This is a genomic window from Streptomyces sp. AC512_CC834 (assembly GCF_019049325.1).
In the GTDB taxonomy this organism is placed as follows: Bacteria; Actinomycetota; Actinomycetes; order Streptomycetales; family Streptomycetaceae; genus Streptomyces.
In genome coordinates, this window is record NZ_JAGMUO010000101.1 from 236,518 (window position 1) to 257,188 (window position 20,671).

The following is a 20,671-nucleotide window of genomic DNA, read 5'->3' on the forward strand; positions in this document are numbered from 1 at the left end:
CAACATGCCGTCATGTCCTCCGCACTGACCGATCTCTTCCCCTACCCGATCGTGCAGGCGCCCATGGCGGGCGGCGTCTCCGTGCCACGCCTCGTGGCCGCGGTGTCCGAGGCGGGCGGGCTGGGATTCCTGGCCGCCGGGTACAAGACCGCGGACGGGATGTACCAGGAGATCAAGCAACTGCGGGGACTGACGAACCGCCCTTTCGGAGTCAACCTCTTCCTCCCGCAGCCGGAGACGGCCGACCCCGCCGCGGTCGGCGTCTACGCCCACCAACTGGCCGGTGAGGCCTCCTGGTACGAGACGGAACTCGGCGACCCCGAGAGCGGCCGGGACGACGGCTACGACACCAAGCTCGCCGTGCTGCTGGACAACCCCGTGCCGGTGGTGTCCTTCCACTTCGGCGTCCCGAGCCGTGAAGTCGTCGACTCCCTGCACCGCGTGGGCACCTTCGCCGTGGTGACCGCGACCACCGCGGAGGAGGCCCGGGCCGTCGAGAGTTCCGGCGCCGACGCGGTGATCGCACAGGGCATCGAGGCCGGCGGCCACCAGGGCACCCACCGGGACAGCCCGGAGACCGGCGGCGCCGGCACCGGACTGCTGTCGCTGGTCGCCCAGGTCCGGGAGGCGGTGAGCCTGCCGATCGTCGCCGCCGGCGGCATCATGCGCGGCGGCCAGATCGCCTCGGTCCTCGCGGCCGGCGCGAGCGCGGCCCAGCTCGGCACCGCGTTCCTCGCCACCCCCGAGTCCGGCGCGCACGCCCTGCACAAGCAGTCGCTGACCAACCCCCTGTTCGTCCGCACCGAACTCACCCGCGCCTTCTCCGGCCGCCCCGCACGCGGCCTGCTCAACCGCTTCCTGCGCGAGCACGGCCCCTACGCCCCCGCCGCCTACCCCGAGGTGCACCACCTCACCGCGCCGCTGCGCAAGGCGGCCGCGAAGGCGGGCGACGCGCAGGGCATGGCACTGTGGGCCGGACAGGGCCACCGGATGGCCCGGGAGCTGCCCGCCGGACAGCTCGTCGAGGTGCTGGCGGCCGAACTCGCCTCCGCCGGGACAGCGTTGTCGGCCTACGCGGCGGGAGGCGGCGGCCGATGACGGCACCTGTGTTCGTGGTCGACTCCCTCCGCCCGGAGGACCTGTCCACGGGGGAGCCCGGGGAGCCGGGGGAGACAGGGGCGCCGGGGGAGTACGTCCTCGACGGCCCCGAGGGACGGCACGCCGTCTCCGTGAAGCGGCTGCGGGCCGGCGAGAACGTCGTCCTCACCGACGGACGCGGCCGCTGGGCCGAGGGCGTGGTGAAGGCCGCCGAGGGCAAGGACCGCCTCGTCGTCACGGACCTGGAGACGGTCCACGAGGAACCGCCGGAGCAGCCCCGCGTCACCGTCGTCCAGGCCCTTCCCAAGGGCGACCGGGGCGAGCTGGCCGTCGAGACGATGACCGAGGTCGGTGTCGACGCGATCGTGCCCTGGGCGGCGTCCCGGTGCGTCACCCAGTGGAGGGGCGAGCGCGGCCTGAAGGCGCTGGGCAAGTGGCGGGCGACGGCCCGGGAGGCCGGCAAGCAGTCCCGCCGGGTCCGCTTCCCCGACGTCGCGGACGCGGCAACGAGCAAGCAGGTTGCCTCACTTCTGGCCGACGCCGACTTCGCCGCCGTACTCCACGAGAGCGGCGACGCACCACTGGCCGCCACCGAACTCCCCGCCACCGGCGACATCGTGCTGGTCGTCGGCCCCGAAGGGGGCGTGTCCCCCGAGGAGTTGGCGCTCTTCGCCGAGGCCGGCGCCAAGCCCTACCAACTGGGCCGCAGCGTCCTGCGCACCTCCACCGCGGGCACCGCCGCGACCGCCGTACTCCTCGCCCGCACCGGCCGCTGGTCCTGATCTGATCTGACCTGACCTGACCTGACCTGACGTGCCCGGTCAGCCGTCGACGGCGGCGACCACGGCCGGGAACAGCTCCCAGCCGTCCAGTTCCACCGGCCCGCCGCCGATCCCGTCCCCGTCCCCGGCCCTGTCCCAGGGCAGCAGCCCCCGCCGCCCGGCCTCCTCGACCAGCGCCCGTACGACACCGGGTTCGCGCAGGTTGAGCAGGTTGCCGCGGTTGTCGCCCACGCATCCCTCGTACCAGTAACCGCCCTCCGTGGTCCACCGGCCCGAGTCGGGCGCACAGGCGAGGAACACGAACCGCACCCGAACACCGTCCCGGTACAGCGTCAACGCGTCCCGCCAGACACCATCACGCCCGCGTTTCTGCCGGTGACTCCACAGACAGGTGGTCTGTTCGTCCATCACGAGCCTGCGCTGCCTGCGGTCGTTGCCCATCCGTCCACGGTAGTGAGGAGTGGCCGTATGCGCCCTACCGCCGGTCCCGCACCGGTGGCACGCTGCCCTCCATGGGGGCATTGAGGCGGATATTGAGGCGGATATGGCGTGTGGCTCCGGTGGTCGTCGGCTCGGTCGTCGCCGTCGGCGGCGTCGTCGCGTGCGAGCCGGGCGGAATAGGTTCCGCCGCGGTGGCGTACACGACCGACCAGACCGTGACCCGCGAACTGGAGCGGCAGAAGGCGGAGGTGCGGTGGCTCACCTGCACCGCCTCCTACGGCGACCGGGGCAGCACCGCGTCGGCGAGCGAGAACACCGTCGCCTCCGTCGACTGCGAGGGCAGGACGGACGGCGGCAAGGACATCACCGTCGACGGCAAGGTGACCCGTGTCGTCAACGGGGCCTGCGTGCGCGGGAATCTGACGGCCGAGGTCGACGGCAAGCAGTGGTTCCGGGTCAAGGGCCTGGGCAACTGCGACGCCACGAGCGCCCCGCCCGCCAACCGGCCCTCCCCGGACCGGCCGGGGCCCACCGTGACCGTCACCCGGACCATCTGGTGCCCGGACGACCCGCACTGCCACCCGGTCGAGGGCAAGTAGCCCGGCGGGCCGCAGGCCGGTCGCCGTGGCCGGTATGTGATCCAAACCTCTGTCGGCGGGCGGCGCCCCTGCATAGGGTGAGGGGGTGACACAGCCCGTAGCGCCTGCCTACCTCCGCTTTCCGCACCCGCACGGCGAGTTGGTCGCCTTCACCGCCGAGGACGACGTGTGGCTCGCCCCGCTCGACGGCGGCCGGGCCTGGCGGGTCAGCGCCGACAACGTGCCGGTGAACCACCCGCGGATCTCGCCCGACGGCACCACGGTCGCCTGGACCTCCACCCGCGACGGCGCCCCCGAGGTGCACGTCGCCCCCGTCGACGGCGGCTCCGCCAAGCGCCTCACCCACTGGGGCAGCATCAAGACGCAGGTACGCGGCTGGACCGCCGAAGGCCGCGTCCTCGCCCTCAGCACGTACGGGCAGGCCAGCCTGCGCCGCAGTTGGGCCCGCGCCGTCCCGCTCGACGGCGGACCGGCCACCACCCTGCCGTACGGGCCCGTCGGCGACGTCGCGCACGGCCCGCACACCGTGCTGCTGTCCGCGCCCATGGGCCGCGAGGCCGCCTGGTGGAAGCGCTACCGGGGCGGTACGGCGGGCAAGCTGTGGATCGACGCCGAGGACGACGGCGAGTTCGTACGCCTGCACGCCGACCTCGACGGCAATATCGAGTACCCCTTCTGGGTCGGCGACCGCATCGCGTTCCTCTCCGACCACGAGGGCACCGGCGCCCTCTACTCCTCCCTCGCCGACGGCTCCGACCTGCGCCGGCACACACCTCTCGAAGGCTTCTACGCCCGGCACGCCGCCACCGACGGCACCCGCGTCGTCTACGCGTCCGCCGGTGAACTGTGGACGCTGGACGACCTCGACGGGGCCGAGCCGCGCCGGCTCGACGTCCGGCTCGGCGGCGCCCGCGTCGACCTCCAGTCCTACCCGGTCAACGCCGCCCACTGGTTCGGCTCCGCGTCCCCCGACCACACCGCGCGCGGCAGCGCCGTCGCCGTACGCGGCGGCGTGCACTGGGTCACCCACCGTTCGGGACCCGCCCGCGCGCTCGCGGCGACACCCGGCGTACGCACCCGGCTGCCGCGCACCTTCCGCGCCGACGGCGAGGAGTGGGTGGTGTGGGTGACGGACGCCGAGGGCGACGACGCCCTGGAGTTCGCGCCCGCCACCGGACTCGCCCCCGGCGCCTCCGCCCGCCGCCTGGCCGCCGGACAGCTCGGCCGGGTGCTGAACCTCGCCGTGGCCCCGGACGGCAGCCGCGTCGCCGTAGCCTCGCACGACGGGCGGGTGCTGCTCGTGGAGCGCGAGAGCGGCGAGGTCCGCGAGGTCGACCGCAGCGAGGACGGCGACGCGTCCGGCCTTGTCTTCTCGCCCGACTCGGCCTGGCTCGCCTGGTCCCACCCCGGCCCCTCCCCGCTGCGCCAGCTCAGGCTCGCCAACACCACCGACCTGTCGGTGAGCGAGGCGACCCCGCTGCGCTTCGGGGACTACTCGCCGGCCTTCACCCTGGACGGCAAGCACCTCGCCTTCCTCTCCACCCGCTCCTTCGACCCGGTCTACGACGAGCAGGTCTTCGACCTGGCCTTCGTCGAGAGTGCCCGCCCCTACCTGATCACCCTCGCCGCGACCACCCCCTCGCCCTTCGGCCCGCAGCGTCACGGCCGCCCCTTCGAGACCCCGGACCGGGAGGAGACCCCCGACAGCGAGGGCACCCCCACCACCCGCATCGACATCGAGGGCCTCGCCGACCGCATCGTGCCGTTCCCGGTGGAGGCCGCCCGCTACTCCCGGCTGCGCGCCGCCAAGGACGGCGTCCTGTGGCTGCGCCACCCGCTCACCGGTGTCCTCGGCGCCTCCCGCGCCAACCCGGACGACCCCGGCCCCAACACCGAGCTGGAGCGCTACGACCTCGCCCAGCAGCGCGTCGAGCATCTCGGCGGCGACGCCGACCACTTCGAGGTCAGCGGCGACGGCAAGCGGGTGCTGCTGTGGACCGACGGACGGCTCAAGGTCGTACCCAGCGACCGGCGGGCCTCCGGCGACGAGGACAGCGACACCAACATCAGCGTCGACCTGGGCCGGGTCCGCCAGAGGGTCGAACCGGTCGCCGAGTGGCGGCAGATGTTCGACGAGACCGGCCGCATCATGCGCGACCACTTCTGGCGGCCCGACATGAACGGCGTCGACTGGGACGGCGTCCTGGACCGCTACCGGCCCGTCCTCGACCGCCTCGCCACCCACGACGACCTCGTCGACCTCCTGTGGGAGGTGCACGGCGAACTCGGCACCTCGCACGCCTACGTCACCCCGCGCGGCGGCCACGGCTCCGGCGCCCGGCAGGGCCTGCTCGGCGCCGACCTCTCCCGCCACGAGGACGGCACGGACGGCACGGGCGGCAGGGACAGCACGGGCGGCACGGGCGGCAGGGACAGCACGGTCGGCACGGGCGGCATCTGGCGCATCGACCGCGTCCTGCCCTCGGAGTCCTCCGACCCCGACGCCCGTTCCCCGCTCGCCGCGCCCGGGGTCGCCGTGCGCGCCGGGGACGCCATCGTCGCCGTCGCCGGACAGACCGTGGACCCGGTCACCGGTCCCGGCCCGCTGCTCGTCGGCACCGCGGGCAAACCGGTCGAGCTGACCATCTCCCCGTCCGGCGGCGGAGAACTGCGGCACGCCGTCGTCGTTCCCCTCGCCGACGAGGAGCCGCTGCGCTACCACGCCTGGGTCGCCGACCGCCGCGCCTACGTGCACGAGAAGTCCGGCGGCCGGCTCGGCTACCTCCACGTGCCCGACATGCAGGCCCCCGGCTGGGCCCAGATCCACCGCGACCTGCGCGTCGAGGTCGCCAGGGAGGGCCTGGTCGTCGACGTCCGCGAGAACCGCGGCGGGCACACCTCCCAACTGGTCGTGGAGAAGCTCGCCCGGCGCATCGTCGGCTGGGACCTGCCGCGCGGCATGCGGCCGACCAGCTACCCGCAGGACGCGCCCCGCGGCCCGGTCGTCGCCGTCGCCAACGAGTTCTCCGGCTCGGACGGCGACATCGTCAACGCCGCGATCAGGGCGCTCGGCATCGGCCCGGTCGTCGGCGTCCGCACCTGGGGCGGCGTCATCGGCATCGACAGCCGCTACCGCCTGGTCGACGGGACACTCGTCACCCAGCCCAAGTACGCCTTCTGGCTGGAGGGTTACGGCTGGGGCGTGGAGAACCACGGCGTCGACCCGGACGTCGAGGTCCCGCAACGCCCCCAGGACCACGCGGCGGGCCGCGACCCCCAACTGGACGAGGCGATCGCGCTGGCGCTGGCGGCACTGGAGGAAACCCCGGCGAAGACCCCGCCCGCGTTGCCCTGACCGCGGGCAGTCCGCCGGGGCGGCACCCGTCCCGCGGGAGCGGCGCCCCGCAGGCGCAGGCGCGGGCAAGCAGACCCACCCGACAGCAACCCCCGTGAGCGGAGCGGCGCCCCGCACCCCGGGGCTCGCTACGATGCCCCAGAGAAGATCACCACCGTGAGGAGGCCCCATGGCGGGCGAGCCACAGGACGACTGCCTGTTCTGCAAGATCGTCGCAGGGCAGATCCCGGCGACGATCGTCCGCGAGACGGACACGACCGTGGCGTTCCGGGACATCAACCCGCAGGCGCCCACCCACGTCCTGGTGATCCCCAAGGCGCACTACCGCGACGCCGCCGCCCTCGCCGCGGGCGCCCCACAGCTCGCCGCCGACGTTCTGTGCGAGGCCGGGGCCGTCGCCGCCGACGAGCAGTTGGACAGCTACCGCATCGTCTTCAACACCGGCAGCGGCGCCGGCCAGACCGTCTGGCACACCCACGCCCACGTCCTCGGCGGCCGCGGCCTCGAATGGCCCCCCGGTTAGGCGCGGACGGTCACTGTGTCCGTACGTGAACTGGTCGTCCTCGGCACCGCCAGCCAGGTCCCGACCCGGCACCGCAACCACAACGGCTACCTGCTGCGCTGGGACGGCGAGGGCATTCTGTTCGACCCCGGCGAGGGCACGCAGCGCCAGATGCTGCGCGCCGGGGCCGCCGCCCACGACCTGAACCGGATCTGCGTCACGCACTTCCACGGCGACCACAGCCTGGGCCTGGCCGGCGTCATCCAGCGGATCAACCTCGACCAGGTCCCGCACGAGGTCACCGCGCACTACCCGCGCTCCGGGCAGCGTTTCTTCGAGCGCCTGCGGTACGCCACCGCCTACCGCGAGACGGTCGCGCTCACCGAGGCCCCGGTCGGCACGGACGGCGTCCTCGCGGTCACCCCCGCCTACACCCTGGACGCCCGCAAGCTGTCCCACCCCGTCGAGTCGTACGGCTACCGGCTCACCGAGCCCGACGGCCGCCGCATGCTGCCCGAGCGCCTGGCCGTGCACGGCATCAAGGGTCCCGACGTCGGCCGCATCCAGCGCGAGGGCTCGCTGAACGGCGTCCCGCTCGACGAGGTCAGCGAGCTCCGCCGCGGCCAGCGGTTCGCGTTCGTCATGGACACCCGGCTGTGCGAGGGCGTGCACGCGCTGGCCGAGGGTTGCGACCTGCTGGTCGTCGAGTCCACCTTTCTCGACGAGGACGAGACGCTCGCCACCGACCACGGCCACCTGACCGCCGGACAGGCGGCGCGGGCCGCCCGGGACGCGGGCGTACGCCACCTGGTCCTGACCCACTTCAGCCAGCGCTACTCGGACCCGGAGGAGTTCGAGCGGCAGGCACGGGCGGCCGGTTACGAGGGCGAGCTGACCGTGGCCCACGATCTACTGAGAGTCCCGGTTCCGAAACGTCGGTAAAACGGTCCTACAATTCTCTGATGCCGCTGCCCAAAGCTGAACTGCACCTCCACATCGAAGGCACCCTGGAACCGGAGCTGGCCTTCGCACTCGCCACCCGCAACGGTGTCGCGCTCCCGTACGCGGACGAGGACGCCCTGCGCGAGGCGTACCGGTTCGAGGACCTCCAGTCCTTCCTGAACCTGTACTACGGACTCATGGCCGTCCTGCGCACCGAGCGGGACTTCGAGGACCTCGCGAACGCCTACCTCGCCCGTGCCGCCGCGCAGGGCGTGCGGCACGCGGAGATCTTCTTCGACCCGCAGGCCCACCTCGCCCGGGGCGTGGAGATGGGCACGGTCGTGGAGGGGCTGTGGCGGGCACTGGGCGCCGGCCGCGAGAACCACGGCGTCTCCACCCGCCTGATCCTCTGCTTCCTGCGCGACGAGTCCGCCGAGTCGGCCCTCGCGATCCTGGACGCCGCCAAGCCGTACCTGGACCGGATCACCGGCGTCGGCCTGGACTCCGCCGAGGTCGGCCACCCGCCGGTCAAGTTCCGCGCCGTGTACGAGGCCGCCGCCGCCCTCGGTCTTCGCCGGGTCGCGCACGCGGGCGAGGAGGGGCCGCCCGAGTACGTCACCGAGGCCCTGGACGTCCTCGGCGTCGAGCGGATCGACCACGGGCTGCGCTCGGTGGAGGACCCGGCGCTGGTCGAGCGGCTGGTGCGCGACCGAGTCCCGCTCACCCTGTGCCCCCTGTCCAACGTCCGGCTGCGCACGGTCGACACCCTCGCCGACCACCCGCTGTCCTCGATGCTCGACGCGGGCCTGATGTGCACGGTCAACTCCGACGACCCCGCCTACTTCGGCGGCTACGCGGGCGACAACTTCGACGCCGTACGCGCGGCCCTCGGCCTCACCGAGGAGCGGCTGCGGGAACTGGCCCGCAACTCCTTCCTCGCCTCCTTCCTCGAGGACGACGAGGAACTGCGGGCGCGCTGCCTCGCCGAGGTGGAGGCGTACGAGTTCCCCGCCGTGTAGGCGCCTTGGCGTAGCGATTCCCCGCCGTGTCGTAGGCCCCCGTTCTGCGGCACCGGACGGCGCTACCGCCAGTGGACCGAGCCGTTCCCGGCCGGAACCGTCGCCTCCACCTTGGCCCTGGTCTCCCGCATCACCGCCACGATCCGCGCCTCGTGATCCGGCGTCAGCCGGGCCACCGGCACCGAGCAGCTCATCGCGTCCAGCGCCGGCACCTCGTAGCGCAGCGCGAAGCCGAAACCGACGATTCCCGGCACGCCCTCCTCGCGGTCGACCGAGTAGCCGCGCTCCCTGGTCGCCGCGAGGTCGGCCGCCAGGGACTCCCTGCTGGTGTGCGTGTTCGGGGTGTGCGCCTCGTAGGGGCCCTCGGGCAGTTCCGCGTCCGGCCGCTCGGCCAGCAGCGCCTTGCCCAGCGCGCCCACGTGGGCGGGCAGCCGGCGCCCCACCCTGCTGATGGTGCGCAGGTATTCGTGCGACTCCCGGGTCGCGAGATACGCCACGTCGTGCCCGTCCAGCCGCCCCAGGTGGATCGTCTCGCCCAGCGCCTGGGACGCCTCGTCCAGATACGGCCGCGCCACCCGCACCCGCGGGTCGGAGTCGAGATAGCTGGTGCCGGTGAGCAGGGCGTGGATGCCGATGCCGTAGAGCGAGCCGGTGACGTCGGTACGCACCCAGCCGCGCGAGATCAGGGTCTGGAGCAGCGCGTACATCGAGCTGCGCGGCACCCCCAGCCCGTCCGCCAGCTCCTGGAGCCGCGCCGGACGGTCACCGCGCTCGGCCAGCACCTCCAGCAGCTCCACCGTGCGCGCCGCGGACTTCACCTCACGGACGCCGCCTGTCGCGTCCCCGGTCTCCGACGTCTCCGACATGTGCCGATCGTAGGCGGACACCGCCGCGCCCATTGACGCAACTCGTTCACTTATCTAATCTCCATTTTCATACATAGATGATGTCTACATGGGGAGATGAACTAGTGTTGAGCCTCGATCCGCGCCCCGACCACTCGGCTCACTCGGCCCACTCGCTCCACCCGGTCCACTCGTCCGTGGTCGGACGGCTGCGCGAGGGCATGGCGGCGAGCGTGCTGTCCTTCCCGCTGACCACCTTCCGCGAGGACGGCTCACTCGACGCCGACGCCTACCGGACCTACGTCGCCGAACGCCTCGCCGCCGGCCCCGGCGCCCTCTTCCCCGCCTGCGGCACCGGCGAGTTCTTCTCCCTGGACGAGGACGAGTACCGCCAGGTCGTCACCATCGCCGTCGAGGAGACAGCGGGCCGCGTGCCCGTCGTCGCCGGGACCGGATACGGCTGGGCGCAGGCCCTGCGGTTCGCCCGTATCGCCGAGGAGGCCGGCGCGGACGCCCTCCTGGTCATGCCGCACTACCTCACCGCCGCCCCGCAGGAGGGCCTGGTCGCCCAGCTCGAGCGGATCGCCGCCGGCACCCGGCTCCCGCTGATCGCCTACCAGCGCGGCGAGGTCGCCTACACCGCCGAGTCCGTCCGGCATCTGGCCCGCATCCCCGGCGTCATCGGCCTCAAGGACGGCCACGGCGACCTCGACCTCCTCCAGCGCATGCTCCTCACCGCCCCCGACGGTTTCCTGTTCTTCAACGGCGCCGCCACCGCCGAGGTCCAGGCCCGCGCCTACGCCGCAGTCGGCGTCCCCGCCTACTCCTCGGCCACGCACGCCTTCGCCCCCGAGATCGCGCACGCCTTCCTCGCCGCCCTGCGCGCCGGCGACCACGGCACGGTCGACAAGCTGCTGCGCGACTTCTACGTGCCCTTCGTCGAACTGCGCGACCGCGTCCCCGGGTACGGGGTGTCCCTGGTGAAGGCGGCGGCCCGGCTGCGCGGCTTCCCGGTCGGCCCCGTGCGCGCCCCGCTCACCGACCCCACGGCCGCCGACCTGGCCGCGCTCAAGACCCTGCTCACCGCCGGACTCGACCTCGTAGGAGCCGCCCTGTGACCGCAGACCTCACCATCACGGCCGTCCACCTCACGCCGATCCTCGTCGCGGACCCGCCCCTGCTCAACACCCAGGGCGTCCACCAGCCGTACACCCCCCGCCTGATCGTCGAGGTCGAGACCGCGGACGGAATCACCGGCGTCGGCGAGACCTACGGCGACGCCAAGTACCTGGAACTGGCCCGCCCGTTCGCCGACAAGCTGGTGGGACGTCAGGTCGGCGGCCTCAACGGCCTGTTCACCGTCGCCGACGAGGTGGCCGTCGACTCCTCCCGCGTCTCCGGCCAGGTCGACGTGGGCGGGTTGCGCGGCGTCCAGACCGCCGACAAGCTGCGCCTGTCCGTCGTCTCCGGCTTCGAGGTCGCCTGCCTCGACGCCCTCGGCAAGGCGCTCGGCCTGCCCGTGCACGCACTGCTGGGCGGCAAGGTGCGCGACGCCGTCGAGTACAGCGCGTACCTCTTCTACCGGTGGGCCGACCACCCCGAGGGCGTGGCGGGCGAGAAGGACGACTGGGGCGCCGCCGTAGACCCGGCCGGTGTGGTCGAGCAGGCCCGTGCCTTCACCGAGCGGTACGGCTTCACCTCCTTCAAGCTCAAAGGCGGCGTCTTCCCGCCCGACGAGGAGATCGCCGCAGTCAAGGCCCTCGCCGAGGCCTTCCCCGGACACCCGCTGCGCCTCGACCCCAACGGCGCCTGGTCCGTTCAGACCTCGCTCAGGGTCGCCGCGGAACTCGGGGACGTCCTGGAGTACCTGGAGGACCCCGCACTCGGCACCCCGGCCATGGCCGAGGTCGCAGCGAAGACCGGGGTTCCGCTCGCGACCAACATGTGCGTGACGACGTTCGCCGAGATCCGGGAGGCGTTCACCAAGGACGCCGTCCAGGTCGTGCTCTCCGACCACCACTACTGGGGCGGGCTGCGCAACACCCAGCAACTCGCCGCCGTCTGCCGCACCTTCGGCGTCGGAGTGTCCATGCACTCCAACACCCACCTCGGCATCAGCCTCGCCGCCATGACCCACGTGGCGGCCACCGTGCCGAACCTCCACCACGCCTGCGACTCCCACTACCCCTGGCAGTCCGAGGACGTGCTCACCGAACGGCTCACCTTCGAGGCCGGCAAGGTCACCGTCTCCGACGCCCCCGGACTCGGCGTCGAACTCGACCGCGACCGCCTCGCGTTCCTCCACCGGCGCTGGCTCGACGACGACGGAGCCCTGCGCGACCGCGACGACGCGGCCGCGATGCGGGTCGCCGACCCCGCGTGGGTCACCCCGTCCGTGCCGCGCTGGTGACCGACAGTCCTCGTCCTTCCGCCGGTTTGCCGACGGCGTGGTGCACACTGGCCTGATCCGCACCATGCCAGGGAGCGCACCGTGACAGCCTCCACCGCGTCCACTGTGTCCACCACGTCCGACGTACCGCCCATGCCCGTCGTGCCGGCCGACGAGAGAACGCACCGCCACACCCAGGGCGAGGGATCGCACCGACTGCCTGAGACTCCCGAGGCCCCCGAGGTCGATCCCCTCGCCGCCCTGCGCACCCCCCAGGACCCGCCCTGGGACGTGTACCTGACCGGCACCGTCTTCCTCGACGTCGTCTTCACCGGGCTCGACTCCGCCCCGGTGCGCGGCACCGAGTCCTGGGCCCGGGGCATGGGATCGAGCCCGGGAGGCATCGCCAACATGGCGACCGCGCTGGCCCGCCTCGGCCTGCGCACCTCGCTGGCCGCCGCGTTCGGCGACGACCACTACGGCGACTACTGCTGGGACGCCCTCGCGCAGGGCGAGGGCATCGATCTGTCCACGTCCCGCACCGTGCCCGGATGGCACTCGCCGGTGACCGTCTCGATGGCGTACGAGGGAGAGCGCACGATGGTCTCCCACGGTCACGAGCCGCCCCCCGAGGAACCGTCCCCCGACTGCCCGCCGGGCGCGCGTGCCGCCGTCGCCTCCCTCACACCCGGCGTCAGCGCCCCCTGGATCGCCCGGGCCGCCGCCCGCGGCACCCGCGTCTTCGCCGACGTGGGCTGGGACGACACCGGCGCCTGGGACCTGGCGGGGCTGCCCGACCTCACGCACTGCGAGGCGTTCCTGCCGAACGCGGAGGAGGCCATGCGCTACACCGGCGCCACCTGCCCGCGCGCCGCGGCGCACGCCCTGACCGAGCACGTACCGCTCGCGGTGGTGACCCTCGGCGCTGACGGCGCGTACGCGGTGGACCGGCGCACGGGGGAGAGCGCCGAGGTTCCGGCCATCGAGGTGGAGGCCCTGGACCCGACCGGCGCCGGGGACGTCTTCGTCGCCGGCTTCGTCACCGGCACCCTGGCCGGCTGGCCCCTGGCCGACCGGCTCGCCTTCGCCGGCCTGACCGCCGCCCTGTCCGTCCAGGAGTTCGGCGGCTCGCTGTCGGCACCCGGCTGGGGCGAGATCGCCACCTGGTGGCGCAAGGTCCAGTCGGTCGAGAGCCAGGACCCGACGGCCCTGCGCCGCTACGCCTTCCTCGCAGACCTGATCCCCGACGACCTGCCCGGCCCCTGGCCCCTGCGCCGCGCCGTCCCAACCATCGGCTTCCGCCGCCCGACCTGACCGGCCTCGCCGCCGGACGACCTCGGGCCATCGCCACGTGGCGCTGTGCCGGGCGTGGCCCGGGAGAGCCGCCCGGCCGGACCGCCGGAATGTCTCACTGCTCAGGCCGGGGGCGCAGGACCTTCACCCCGACCGGGCGGACGTCGGTCAGCACGGTTTTCAAGCGGGTGCCGTTCCGGCTGTTGCCGCTGTTCCGCCCCGTCGCGTCGTATTGGAACAGCTTCGCCGCGCCCCCTGTTGCCCTGTAGTGCCGCTTGCTGGGCAACTGCACGAGCTGGTCAACGCCGACCTCAAGCACAGCCTGCCCAAGCAGCACCGGGCCCGGAACCAGGCCGAACTCGCCGCTGAGACCCGCCGGCTCTTCCGCTGACGCCAGCGCCAGCCGCACATCGTCCGCGGCTACTTCGGCGGCCCGCATGTCCGCTACGTACTGGACGAGAACCCCATGAGTTTCTGATCAATATGTACTGGCGGGCAAGACTCCGGTCCTCGTTCACAACAGCAACGGAATCTGCGGCCCTGCAACCAAGTTCAACGTGCCGGAATCTCCAGGTGTCTACACGATTCACCTGAAGGACGGAACGAAGTATGTGGGTATGTCCACGACGGACATCAATTCGCGTGTCGCGGCTTCGATGCGTTCGAAACACGCGGTCGGGTCACGTGGATACGGTCCAGGTGATGTGGAGAACGTCAGGCGTGACGCTACTGAACCGCCGTGACCCAGAGATAGAGATACCCTCTGATGGGTACCTTCCGTAGGAGAAATATGGGGTGGCCGGGGTGACGCTCCGGCCACCGCATCGTGCGAATGGATCGAATAATGGGCACGTGGGGTGCTGAACCTTTCGACAGTGACACGGCGCAGGACTACCTCGACCAGCTAGTCGGGCTGACTGCTCCGCAGCGGCTGGATGCGATCAAGCAGACCCTCGAAGACGTACTTGGTCGAGAAGACTCGCGCACATCAGAATCTCTTCCAGAAGAAGTAGTTGCTGCTGCTGCAGTGATCACGGCGAACCTGGAATCAGGTTCCGAGTTCTCGTGGAATGAAGAAGCTTCGGGGGTTATCAGATGGCTTGAGAAGCCCATTTCTGTGGGAATTCGAGATCTAGCGCTGTCGGCATTGGATGCATCGATCCCTGAAGGTAATTGGTGGTGGCAGAGCTGGGTTGACACCAGTGATCGCGAAATTGCCCAAGCCTGCCTGTCCCACGTGAGGTTGGCGCTCCGGCAGGGATAGAACGACTTCCTTGGTCATTCACGCTGCAAACCTGAAGCCCTGTCAGGCATGTCCTGACGGGGCTTCAGAGGCTCTTGACGGCAGTAGTTGACGCTGACGTTGAAAGGGTGGGGTGACAGCGGGCGTTGGTGGTGCTACATCCTCGTCATGAGGTATGCGGATGGCGGCGGTCTGACCGCTGCGGGGCGGGCGAAGCGTGAAGCGGTGCGCTTCGAGGCCGCGGAGATGTTCGAGCAGGGGGTGCAGCGGCCGGAGGTGGCCCGCCGGTTACGGGTGTCGCAGAAGTCGGCGTACGCCTGGCACGCCCTCTGGCGCGACGGCGGCAAGCCGGCCCTGGCCTCCAAGGGGCACGGCGGCTTTCCCTGCCGGCTCAACGATGCCCGGGCGGAACGGCTGCAGGCCGAGCTGGATGCCGGCCCTGCGGCGCACGGCTGGAGCGAGGGCCAGCGGTGGACCCTGGCGAGGGTTGCGGAGCTGATCCACCGGCTGTTCGGGCACCGGTACACCCCACGCGGGGTGTCGTATCTGCTGCACCGGCTCGGCTGGTCGCCGCAGGTCCCCGCGTACCGGGCCGTCGAGCGGGACGAGCAGGCCGTTGAGTCGTGGCGGACGGAGCAGTGGTCACGGGTAGGAGGACGGCCCAGCTCCTGGGCGCGTGGACAGTCTTCGAGGACGAGTCCGGGCAGGACCTGAAACCCGGCAGGAGCTGGACCTGGTCGCGGCGCGGGCTGACTCCGCTGGTCAGAGCGACGGGCAAGGGTTCCGGCCGATTCCTGATGGCCGGGATGATCTGCGTCAGACCGGGCCGCGCAACCAGGATGATCTACCGGACCCAGACGTACCGGGGCCGTACCGGCGAGAAGAAGGGCTTCCGGGCCCGCGAGTTCGCGGACCTGCTCACCTCCGCCCGGCGGCAGCTCGGCGGTGCGCCGCTGATCGTGGTGTGGGACAACGCCAGTACTCATCACGCCAAGGCATTGCGGGAGTTCTGCGAACGCAACAGCAACTGGCTGACCATCGTCAGGCTCCCGCCCTACGCGCCCGACCTCAACCCCGTCGAAGGCGTCTGGGCCCACCTGAAGAAGTCCCTGGCCAACCTCGCACCCACACGATCGACGACCTCACCCCACTCGTGAAGAGCCGCTTGCGCGGCACCAACGCCGCCCCGAAGTCCTCAACGGCTTCATCGCCGGCACCGGACTGGCACTGGAGCCCCCGTAGCCTGTCACCCCACCCTTTCAACCTCAGCGGTAACGGCGGCGGACACAGTGGTGCCCGCCGCCGTCTGAAGGTTCCGGTGAGGTTGGTTGGGTCGATCGGTCGGTCCTGCACCGTCGTGAACACGTGCCCGTCGTGCGATGAATCGTGGTAATTCGCAGTTTCTTACGATGTCAGTCAGTTCGGTAGTTTGTGCGGGTCACTTTCGCGAGGAAAGAGCAAGAAGGAAATGATAGTCAATAGCCCAGTGGTTGCATTTCTGGCAAAAATTGAGCACGGATGTCTGATCTTGCGGGATGCCGGAAGTGACGATGATGTCAGCGACTGGGACCCGGATTTGAGTAGCTGGTACCGAGGGGGCGGTTCACTCATCTTCAGCGTTCAGGCCGGTGTCGATGGTCCGGTCGAATGTGAGGTGTGGAAGTCAACTCCCCCTGTGGTACTTCCTGTGAACCTGTTCGAGGCGTCGCTGTCATGTTCGTCCGGATGGCTCGTATTGCATGATGCAAATGATCACGTCCGAATGCAATTTTTGGGGCTCCGTGACTCCGTGATCTGCTCGGTAATGGTGGACAATCCGCATTTTCCGTCAAAGGTTCAGATCTTGCTGGGCGTAGAAGGTAAGTAGCTTCTTGGTGCCCGCAGGAGCGAGCGAGGTTCCCTTCGAGGGTCGCGCCAGTTCCTCGTATGCGGCGTGACGACGTCGTTCGGCTGGGAGATGTCGGGTGGGCTGGACCGGGAAGCCTCGCCGGGCGATGCCGCGAGCTCGGCCTCGACCAGCCAGGTGACGATCGCCCGGACCGAGTGCAGCGCGTCGAAGGTGACGTCCAGCTTCACCAGCACCGCAGGCACAGGGGAAGATACAGCGGCAGGCACGGGTCACCTTCCTGAGCGCTGAGCTTCGACACCCCAATGACCACGAAGCCCGTGCTTGCTCTGCTACGCACCCCACTTGTGGTGCGCGGGCCCGTCGACGCTTCGGGCCGACATCCGCACGGCACGCTTGTTCGAGGTCTGGCTCGCGGCAGCGAAACCTCCTGTCAGCGGTGGGAGCGCCCGTACGCTGGCCGTGTACCAACTGTCGAGGTCACACCGAGACTGCTGGTCGGATGAGGAGGTGAAAGGGAATGAGCGTCGCCATCGACCACACAGGGCCCTGGACCGTCGCCGACGTCCTCGCCCTGCCGGAAGATCGCACCACCCGCTACGAGCTGGTGGGGGAGTCCCTCGTCATTTCCCCCACCACCGGCATCCGCCACCAGCGTGCCTCGCTCCGGCTCGCCATGATCCTTCACGCGGCGGCCCAGGCCGCCAAGGCGCCGGTCGAGGTGCTGGAGGCCATCAACGTCCTCCTGCCCTCGGGCCTGGTGGTCCCCGACCTCGTGGTGACCGATGCCGGCGCGACCGCCGACGACGGTGTCAGCGTCGACGCCGAGGGAGTTCAGCTCGTGATCGAACTCGTCTCTCCCGGTAACCGCACCGTGGACCGCAAGTTCAAGCCGATGCTCTACGCGGAGGCGGCCATTCCGTACTTCTGGCGGCTCGAGTTCGATCCGGCCCCGATGCTCGTCGTCTGCGCACTCGAAAGCGGCCGGTACGTGGAACGGGCGGCTGCGCTCGCAGGCGCGACCACCTGTCTGGACTCCCCATTCCCCGTCGCAATCGATCCGGCCGGACTCTCCCGACAGTGAGCGCTCACTGGTAGTCGGGTTGCCCGAGGGTGAGATTCTCCCGGGCGCTCCGACTACTGGTTTCGGTTCAGAATCCGAGCCGCCGTAGCTGCTTCGGGTCGCGTTGCCAGTCCTTGGCGACCTTCACGTGCAGGTCCAGGAAGACCGGGGTGCCCAGCAGTGCCTCGATCTGTTTGCGGGACTTGATGCCGACGTCCTTCAGGCGCTTGCCCTTGGGGCCGATGACGATGCCCTTCTGGCTGGGGCGCTCGATGAAAACGTTGGCGTGGATGTCCAGGAGCGGCTTGTCGGCGGGGCGGTCCTCGCGCGGGATCATCTCCTCGACGACCACCGCGATGGAGTGCGGCAGCTCGTCCCGTACGCCCTCCAGCGCGGCCTCGCGGATCAGCTCGGCGACCATGACCTGCTCGGGCTCGTCGGTCAGGTCGCCCTCGGGGTAGAGCGCGGGGCCCTCGGGCAGCAGCGGGATGAGGAGGTCGGCGAGCAGGTCCACCTGCTGGTCGCCAGTGGCCGAGACCGGGACGATCTCCGCCCAGGTGATGCCCAGCTCCGTACCGAGCTGGTCGATCGCGATCAGTTGCTCGGCCAGGGTCTTTGAGTCCACCAGGTCGGTCTTGGTGACGATCGCGACCTTGGGGGTCTTCTTGATCCCGGCCAGCTCCTTGGCGATGAAGCGGTCACCGGGCCCCAGCTTCTCGTTCGCCGGCAGGCAGAAGCCGATGACGTCCACCTCGGCCCACGTCGCGCGCACGACGTCGTTGAGCCGCTCGCCCAGCAGTGTGCGCGGCTTGTGCAGCCCCGGGGTGTCCACCAGGATGAGCTGGGCTTCCTCGCGGTGCACGATGCCCCGCACGGTGTGCCGGGTGGTCTGCGGACGGTTCGAGGTGATCGCCACCTTCTGCCCGACCAGAGCGTTCGTGAGGGTGGACTTGCCCGCGTTGGGGCGGCCCACGAAGCAGGCGAAGCCGGACCGGTGAACAGTCTCGGCCGGTTCTTCGGATGACTGGGTACGAACGCTCATGGCGCCCATTGTCCCTGATCCCCGAAGCCCCGCCGCACCAGCCGTGGTGCACGACCCACAGACGTGACGTGTAGGACGTGTGTGACGTGCGTCATGTGTGGTGGGCGGCCCGGATCCGCTGCCCGGAGGCGTCGCCCGCGCCGCCGCCCTCCGGGCGCTACCCGACGAACGTCGTGAAGGCGGCCCAGGCGTCGCTGGTGAGCCGGAGGGTGGGGCCGTCGGCGGCCGGGTTCTTGGAGTCGCGGACGTGGACGGTGTGGGGGCAGGCGGCCACCTCGACGCACTGCCCGCCCTCGTCGCCGCTGTAGCTGGACTTCCGCCAGGCGTAGGCGACTTCGAGGCACTGGCCGCCCTCGCTGCCGCTGTAGGTCGACTTGAACCACTGAAGCGCTTCGGCGTTCATCGTTCTCCCAGCAGACGGTCGAGCAGGCCCAGGGAGTCCTGGGTGGTCAGGGCTTGCGTCCGCAGCATCGCATACTTGCGCGCCAGGATGGACACCTCATCCGGACAGGAGACCCACTGGCTGCCGCGCTGCGACTCCGTGTAGGCGAGATGCTGGTGGTCCGGGGTCTCCAGGAGGGTGAACGGGCCGTCCAGGCCTGCGTGGTGCGGGCTGGTCAGGGGGAGGAACTGGAGGGACAGGAAGGGCAGTTCGGCGAGGGTGCGCAGGTGGCGGAGCTGCTCGGCGTGGATGTCCGGGCCGCCGAGTGCCAGGTGCAGCGCGGGCTCCCACACGACGAAGCTCAGCGTGGGCGGGCAGGCGCGGTGCAGGATCTCCTGGCGTTCGACGCGGGCGGCGGTGCGGGACTCGACCTCGCCCTCGTCGTAGGCGGGGACGCGGTTGCGCAGAACGGCGCGCGCGTACGCCTCGGTCTGGAGCAGGCCGGGCAGGACCGCGTTGTCGTACCAGGACAGCGCGATGGCCTCCTGCTCGTGCTGGATGTACAGCTCCGCCCACATCGGGAACTGGTCGATCTCGGGGAGGTTGGCCACGCCCGCCGCCAGCAGACCTCTCGTCTCCAGGAGTTCGTCCAGCAGCTCCGCCAGGTCCGGTTTGAGGGGGCGGCGGCCCTGCTCGATCGACGCGACCGTCTCCTCGTCCAGCATCAGCCGCTCACCCAGCTCGCGTTGGGTGAGACCCGCCGCGCGGCGGGCGGTGCCGAGCTGGCCGCCCAGCATCCGCATGGCCGAAAGGTTCTTCTTGCGCGCGTTGCGTGAGCTGGGTGAGCTGGGTGCGTTGTGCGAAGGGTTTCTGGAGTTCATGCCGACTCAACTCCCCACGTGGGCCCGTGCGTGACCGCCGTGAACCCGTACAAAAAATCCGTACGGACTCACTCAGTGATAAACGGTAGTCACCCCACGTGACTCTCGTCCCGTGAACGAGACGCTCCGCATCCCGCCGCTGCGGGAGAAGTTCTTCCGCCGTGAACGCCGCGCCGTGCCCGACGCCAGGCGGTACGCCCACGAGACCCTGGCCGGCTGGGGGCTCGCCGACACCGAACGCGGCGAGGACGTGCTGCTGTGTGTGAGCGAGCTGGTGACCAACGCGCTGTTGCACGGCGTACCGCCCGGACGGCTGTTCCTGCTCTTCCTGCGCTACGACGGCAGGGTGCTGCGGGTCGAGGTGCACGACAGCGGGCCCGGGGTGCCGCGCATCACCGACGGGCGCGACGGGCGGGACGAGGGCGGGCGAGGACTGGTGCTGGTGGCCGCGCTGTCCGACGAGTGGGGCGTGCGGGAGCGTGAGCCCGGCAAGGCGGTCTGGTGCGAGTTCACGCTCCGGGCGCGGGCGGAGCCCTGGGGGCCTATGCCGCCCGTCGTCAGCCCGCGCTGACCGTCTCCCGTACGGTCCCGTCCGGACCGGCGACCAGGACCGGCGTCCCGGGACCGCCCAGGTCCCGTACCGCCGCCAGGTCCTCCGCCGACGCGGACTCCGCCTCCGTCACCACGGCCGCCGCCTCCAGGGACTTCGCGCCGGACGCCACCGCCATCGCGACCGCCGTGCGCAGCGCGCTGAGCTTCAACGAGTCCAGGCCGACGGTCCCGGCGACGTACGTACGGCCGGTCTCGTCGCGTACGGCCGCGCCCTCGGGCACGCCGTTGCGGGCGCGGGCCGAGCGGGCCAGGGTGACGATCTTGCGGTCCTCGGGGTCGAGGTCGGGAGTCTCGGTCATGGGGTGAGCATACGGAGCCGCGCCGCATGCCCGACCGG

23 protein-coding genes are annotated in these 20,671 nt (G+C 71.0%); 15 read left to right on the plus strand and 8 right to left on the minus strand.

What is annotated here, in order from left to right:
* Window positions 1-12 precede the first annotated feature (12 nt).
* Together KUM40_RS33320 and KUM40_RS33325 are read left to right on the plus strand one after the other, a co-directional pair.
* A complete protein-coding gene (locus tag KUM40_RS33320; protein WP_217170010.1) occupies window positions 13-1,098 on the plus strand; it encodes a nitronate monooxygenase in 1,086 nt (361 codons plus the stop codon).
* On the plus strand, window positions 1,095-1,880 hold the full coding sequence (locus KUM40_RS33325) for a 16S rRNA (uracil(1498)-N(3))-methyltransferase (RefSeq protein WP_217170011.1): 786 nt from the start codon (window positions 1,095-1,097) through the stop codon (window positions 1,878-1,880). The genes KUM40_RS33320 and KUM40_RS33325 overlap by 4 nt, the downstream gene beginning before the upstream one ends.
* A gap of 39 nt (window positions 1,881-1,919) precedes the next feature.
* Here the strand turns inward: KUM40_RS33325 and KUM40_RS33330 are convergent, their stop codons facing one another.
* Window positions 1,920-2,321 carry a hypothetical protein gene (locus tag KUM40_RS33330; protein WP_254396017.1) on the minus strand — a complete coding sequence of 134 codons (402 nt, stop codon included), beginning with the start codon at window positions 2,319-2,321 and terminating at the stop codon, window positions 1,920-1,922.
* Between the two features lie 71 nt (window positions 2,322-2,392).
* Here KUM40_RS33330 and KUM40_RS33335 point away from each other — a divergent pair, with 71 nt between their 5' ends.
* From KUM40_RS33335 to KUM40_RS33355, 5 genes are all read left to right on the plus strand, one after another.
* Window positions 2,393-2,920, plus strand: a complete 528-nt coding sequence (locus KUM40_RS33335; RefSeq protein WP_217170012.1) for a hypothetical protein — start codon at window positions 2,393-2,395, stop codon at window positions 2,918-2,920.
* A 139-nt stretch (window positions 2,921-3,059) separates the two neighbouring features.
* A complete protein-coding gene (locus KUM40_RS33340) occupies window positions 3,060-6,275 on the plus strand; it encodes a S41 family peptidase (RefSeq protein WP_254396062.1) in 3,216 nt (1,071 codons plus the stop codon).
* A 169-nt stretch (window positions 6,276-6,444) separates the two neighbouring features.
* Window positions 6,445-6,798, plus strand: a complete 354-nt coding sequence (locus KUM40_RS33345; RefSeq protein ID WP_217170014.1) for a histidine triad nucleotide-binding protein — start codon at window positions 6,445-6,447, stop codon at window positions 6,796-6,798.
* Between the two features lie 15 nt (window positions 6,799-6,813).
* Entirely contained in the window at window positions 6,814-7,719 is a 906-nt protein-coding gene (locus tag KUM40_RS33350) for a ribonuclease Z (protein WP_217170015.1), read from the plus strand.
* 20 nt (window positions 7,720-7,739) lie between these two features.
* Window positions 7,740-8,738 (plus strand): adenosine deaminase, encoded by a 999-nt coding sequence (locus KUM40_RS33355; protein ID WP_217170016.1) that lies wholly within the window; start codon window positions 7,740-7,742, stop codon window positions 8,736-8,738.
* Window positions 8,739-8,800: 62 nt separating this feature from the next.
* Here the strand turns inward: KUM40_RS33355 and KUM40_RS33360 are convergent, their stop codons facing one another.
* The gene (locus KUM40_RS33360; protein ID WP_217170017.1) at window positions 8,801-9,604 is read right to left on the minus strand and encodes an IclR family transcriptional regulator; all 804 of its coding nucleotides are present in this window, start codon (window positions 9,602-9,604) and stop codon (window positions 8,801-8,803) included.
* Between the two features lie 200 nt (window positions 9,605-9,804).
* On the opposite strand from KUM40_RS33360, the gene KUM40_RS33365 reads away from it, so the two are divergent.
* The 3 genes from KUM40_RS33365 to KUM40_RS33375 all read left to right on the plus strand — a co-directional run bounded on the left by KUM40_RS33365 (window position 9,805) and on the right by KUM40_RS33375 (window position 13,286).
* A complete protein-coding gene (locus KUM40_RS33365; RefSeq protein WP_254396064.1) occupies window positions 9,805-10,701 on the plus strand; it encodes a 5-dehydro-4-deoxyglucarate dehydratase in 897 nt (298 codons plus the stop codon).
* Entirely contained in the window at window positions 10,698-11,993 is a 1,296-nt protein-coding gene (locus tag KUM40_RS33370; RefSeq protein ID WP_217170019.1) for a glucarate dehydratase family protein, read from the plus strand. The genes KUM40_RS33365 and KUM40_RS33370 overlap by 4 nt, the downstream gene beginning before the upstream one ends.
* A 132-nt stretch (window positions 11,994-12,125) precedes the next feature.
* On the plus strand, window positions 12,126-13,286 hold the full coding sequence (locus tag KUM40_RS33375) for a carbohydrate kinase family protein (RefSeq protein WP_217170078.1): 1,161 nt from the start codon (window positions 12,126-12,128) through the stop codon (window positions 13,284-13,286).
* A gap of 94 nt (window positions 13,287-13,380) precedes the next feature.
* Here KUM40_RS33375 and KUM40_RS33380 read toward each other — a convergent pair whose 3' ends face one another.
* Window positions 13,381-13,704, minus strand: coding sequence for a hypothetical protein (locus tag KUM40_RS33380; protein ID WP_217170080.1), 324 nt, complete (start codon window positions 13,702-13,704; stop codon window positions 13,381-13,383).
* A 405-nt stretch (window positions 13,705-14,109) separates the two neighbouring features.
* On the opposite strand from KUM40_RS33380, the gene KUM40_RS33385 reads away from it, so the two are divergent.
* The 3 genes from KUM40_RS33385 to KUM40_RS33395 all read left to right on the plus strand — a co-directional run bounded on the left by KUM40_RS33385 (window position 14,110) and on the right by KUM40_RS33395 (window position 15,665).
* Window positions 14,110-14,529: a DUF4259 domain-containing protein gene (locus KUM40_RS33385; protein ID WP_217170020.1), complete on the plus strand. Its 420-nt coding sequence runs from the start codon at window positions 14,110-14,112 to the stop codon at window positions 14,527-14,529.
* A gap of 147 nt (window positions 14,530-14,676) precedes the next feature.
* A complete protein-coding gene (locus tag KUM40_RS33390; protein WP_217170021.1) occupies window positions 14,677-15,222 on the plus strand; it encodes a winged helix-turn-helix domain-containing protein in 546 nt (181 codons plus the stop codon).
* Window positions 15,147-15,665, plus strand: a complete 519-nt coding sequence (locus KUM40_RS33395; protein WP_217170022.1) for a transposase — start codon at window positions 15,147-15,149, stop codon at window positions 15,663-15,665. Before KUM40_RS33390 ends, KUM40_RS33395 begins: the two co-directional genes overlap by 76 nt.
* Window positions 15,666-16,344: 679 nt before the next feature.
* Here the strand turns inward: KUM40_RS33395 and KUM40_RS33400 are convergent.
* Complete coding sequence (locus tag KUM40_RS33400) at window positions 16,345-16,623, minus strand: hypothetical protein (protein ID WP_217170023.1); 279 nt, start codon at window positions 16,621-16,623, stop codon at window positions 16,345-16,347.
* 251 nt (window positions 16,624-16,874) lie between these two features.
* Between KUM40_RS33400 and KUM40_RS33405 the strand changes: the two genes are divergently transcribed.
* A complete protein-coding gene (locus KUM40_RS33405) occupies window positions 16,875-17,438 on the plus strand; it encodes a Uma2 family endonuclease (protein WP_217170024.1) in 564 nt (187 codons plus the stop codon).
* 67 nt (window positions 17,439-17,505) lie between these two features.
* On the opposite strand, the gene era is transcribed toward KUM40_RS33405, so the two are convergent.
* From era to KUM40_RS33420, 3 genes are all read right to left on the minus strand, one after another.
* Window positions 17,506-18,459: a GTPase Era gene (gene era, locus KUM40_RS33410; RefSeq protein ID WP_217170025.1), complete on the minus strand. Its 954-nt coding sequence runs from the start codon at window positions 18,457-18,459 to the stop codon at window positions 17,506-17,508.
* A 157-nt stretch (window positions 18,460-18,616) separates the two neighbouring features.
* The gene (locus tag KUM40_RS33415; RefSeq protein ID WP_217170026.1) at window positions 18,617-18,862 is read right to left on the minus strand and encodes a DUF397 domain-containing protein; all 246 of its coding nucleotides are present in this window, start codon (window positions 18,860-18,862) and stop codon (window positions 18,617-18,619) included.
* Complete coding sequence (locus KUM40_RS33420; RefSeq protein ID WP_217170027.1) at window positions 18,859-19,722, minus strand: helix-turn-helix transcriptional regulator; 864 nt, start codon at window positions 19,720-19,722, stop codon at window positions 18,859-18,861. Before KUM40_RS33420 ends, KUM40_RS33415 begins: the two co-directional genes overlap by 4 nt.
* 112 nt (window positions 19,723-19,834) lie before the next feature.
* On the opposite strand from KUM40_RS33420, the gene KUM40_RS33425 reads away from it, so the two are divergent.
* The gene (locus KUM40_RS33425) at window positions 19,835-20,293 is read left to right on the plus strand and encodes an ATP-binding protein (RefSeq protein ID WP_217170028.1); all 459 of its coding nucleotides are present in this window, start codon (window positions 19,835-19,837) and stop codon (window positions 20,291-20,293) included.
* On the opposite strand, the gene KUM40_RS33430 is transcribed toward KUM40_RS33425, so the two are convergent.
* Window positions 20,280-20,633, minus strand: coding sequence for a cytidine deaminase (locus KUM40_RS33430; RefSeq protein WP_217170029.1), 354 nt, complete (start codon window positions 20,631-20,633; stop codon window positions 20,280-20,282). The two genes, KUM40_RS33425 and KUM40_RS33430, sit on opposite strands and share 14 nt — an antisense overlap.
* Between the last annotated feature and the right edge of the window lie 38 nt (window positions 20,634-20,671).